We start from the raw sequence: 2,928 nt of genomic DNA, 5'->3' as shown, positions 1-2,928 counted from the left end.
AGGCAGCGATTACCGGGGCTGCGGTAGGTGCCGCGCTGACCGGCATGAAACCTGTATTGGAGCTGCAGTTTTCCGATTTTATTACGATTGCGATGGATCAGCTCGTAAACCAGGCGGCCAAAGTGCGCTACATGTACGGAGGCAAAGGCCATGTGCCTATGGTCGTACGCACCCCTTCCGGCTCCGGCACGGGTGCCGCGGCCCAGCATTCCCAGAGCCTCGAAGCCTGGGTGGCCCATATTCCGGGACTGAAAGTAGTGCAGCCCTCCACTGCCTATGATGCCAAAGGCCTTTTAAAAGCGGCGATGGAGGATCCGAATCCGGTTATTTTCTACGAGCATAAGGTACTGTACAAATCAAAATCGGACGTGCCGGAAGAAGAGTATACAATTCCGCTTGGAAAAGCAGACGTAAAAAAAGAAGGAACAGACGTTACGATTATCGCGACCGCCATTATGGTGCATAAGGCACTCGAAGCGGCAGAGGAGCTCGAAAAACGCGGCATAAGTGTGGAAGTCGTGGATCCAAGAACGCTCGTGCCGCTTGACGAAGAAACAATTATTGCGTCCGTGTCCAAAACCGGACGGGTGATTATTGTCCACGAAGCAGTAAAACGGGGAGGCTTCGGCGGTGAAATTGCCGGAGTGATTGCAGAAAGCGAAGCATTCGACTATCTGGATGCCCCTATCCGGCGCCTGGGAGCCCTCCCGATTCCGGTTCCTTATAATCCCGTGCTGGAAAAAGCGATGATTCCACAGGTGGAAGATATTATTAAAGCGGTGGAAGAAACCATGCGCGGAGCGTAAAGGAGGGAATACCATGGCGAAGGAAATTTTCATGCCAAAATTAAGCAGCACAATGGAAACGGGTACCCTGCTGCAGTGGTTTAAAGAAGAAGGAGACCAGGTGGCGGTAGGAGATCCGGTTTTTGAAATCATGACTGATAAGATAAATATAGAAGTGGAAGCCTATGAAGAAGGTATTCTGCTCAAAAGATACTATGGAGTGGATGAAGAAGTTCCGGTGAACGGTATTGTTGGCTACATTGGAAAAAAGGGAGAGGAAGTACCCGAACAGCCCGGAGAAACACCGGAGGATCCCGCAGTAGAAAAAGCGGAAGAAAAAGAAGCGGTCATCGAAAACACTTCGTCTCCGGAAGTGGAAGCGTCTTCTGATAAAAAGGTACGGGCTACGCCGGCAGCGAGAAAAAAAGCCGGTGCAACAGGAGTGCCGCTTCATACTTTACAGGGGAGCGGTCCAAACGGGCGGATTCATAAAAAGGATGTAGAAGTATCCGGACAGCAGCAAGAGCGCGTTACGCCGCTTGCAGAAAAAGTAGCTGCCGATAAGGGAGTAGATCTGGCAGGCGTTCAGGGAAGCGGACCAAATGGAAAAATCTACCGCAGGGACGTAGAGCTCCCGGCTGAAGAAGTCCCGGCAGCAGAAACGACTTCCACCGCCTATGAAGGGACACGCCGGTTTATCGGAGACCGGATGCAGCAGAGCAGCAGCGAAATTCCTCATGTCACATTAAATACTGAAATAGACGCTTCTGTATTGAAGAAGATGAGGACAGAGCTGCTTCCTGTCATTGAAAAGAAAACCGGAAAACGCCTGTCTTACAACGATATTCTCGTGAAAGCGCTCGGAGAAGTGCTGATTTCCCATCCGCAGGTAAATGCTACGTTTGAAAATAACAGTATTACCCTGCATCAGAAGGCCCATATCGGCATAGCCGTTGCAGCTGATTTTGGGCTGATGGTTCCTGTGCTGCGGGATGTAGAGAAAAAGAGCCTGTCTTTGATTGTGCAGGAAAGCAAGGAGCTTGCTGCAAAAGCCAGGGAAGGACGGACCAGGCCGGACGACATGAAGCAGGGCACTTTTACGATAAGCAACCTGGGAATGTACGCGGTCGATCATTTTAATCCAATTATTAATCAGCCTCAGGCGGCTATTCTCGGAGTAGGAAGACTGCATGATAAAGTAATTGCGGTAAACGGCACGGCAGAGGTCCGGCCTGTTCTGTCTCTCAGTCTTTCCTTTGACCATAGAATAATTGACGGGGCACCGGCTGCGGCTTTTCTAACAGAGCTGAAAGAAAAGCTGGAATCCCCATACCAGCTTTTAATATAGGAGGCGGAAAAAATGCAGACATACGATATTGTGATTGTTGGAGGAGGCCCGGGCGGCTACACGGCTGCGTCCCGGGCGGCTGCCCTCGGAAAGAAAACAGCGCTGGTGGAGGCGGCTGACCTTGGCGGAACGTGCCTGAACAGGGGATGTATCCCTTCCAAGACATATCTTCGTCATGCAGAAGCATACAGGGAAGTGCTTCACGCCGGTCAATTCGGCATTGAGACAGGAGAGGTCCGCTTTTCCTATGATTCCATGCTGAAGCGGAAAAACGATGTCATTCAGACGCTGCGCGGGGGCGTGGCGTCTTTAATGAAAGCCGGAAAAATTGATGTAATGGCAGGCTGGGGCACAGTTCATCCGGATTTAACCGTCAGCGTGGAGAATGCCGGCACGAAAACCGTCATTCAAGGGAAAAAAATTATTGCCGCGATGGGCTCAACGCCTGCCGTGCCTCCGATTAAAGGTATAGAGCAGGCCTCGTATCATACAAGCGATACCATTTTTGATATGGAGCGCATGCCGGAGCGTTTGACTATTATCGGGGCCGGCTATATTGGCGTGGAATTTGCCAGTATTTATGCCGCATTTGGTGTGGAGGTCACGCTTGTAGAAATGGCCGACCGGATTATTCCGCTTGAAGACAGTGATGCCGGTGATGAGCTGAAGCGGACCCTGCTCGATCAAAACGTAACAATTCTTACGAATACCGCAGTAGAGGAAATAAAAGACGGCACTAATACAGTCATTAATAAAGACGGCAGCCGCTCTGTTCTGGAAGCGGATGTGCTGCTG

3 protein-coding genes are annotated in these 2,928 nt (G+C 50.9%); all 3 read left to right on the top strand.

Annotated elements, in window-relative coordinates; genetic code table 11:
- Positions 1 to 806 (top strand): alpha-ketoacid dehydrogenase subunit beta (locus MMY81_RS32980; protein ID WP_252316138.1); only part of this gene is annotated, 806 nt, incomplete at its 5' end.
- Positions 807 to 819: 13 nt separating this feature from the next.
- Positions 820 to 2,133 carry a dihydrolipoamide acetyltransferase family protein gene (locus tag MMY81_RS32975; RefSeq protein WP_252315263.1) on the top strand — a complete coding sequence of 438 codons (1,314 nt, stop codon included), beginning with the start codon at positions 820 to 822 and terminating at the stop codon, positions 2,131 to 2,133.
- Between the two features lie 12 nt (positions 2,134 to 2,145).
- The coding region (locus MMY81_RS32970) for an FAD-dependent oxidoreductase (RefSeq protein WP_252316137.1) at positions 2,146 to 2,928 on the top strand (783 nt) is incomplete at its 3' end.

The organism is Sinobaca sp. H24 (genome assembly GCF_023845525.1).
This window is presented reverse-complemented; position numbering and strand designations above follow the sequence as displayed.

Excerpts from the sequence above, each read along its gene's own strand:
- MMY81_RS32975 (WP_252315263.1), top strand. The coding sequence starts at position 820 with ATGGCGAAGGAAATTTTCATGCCAAAATTAAGCAGCACAATGGAAACG.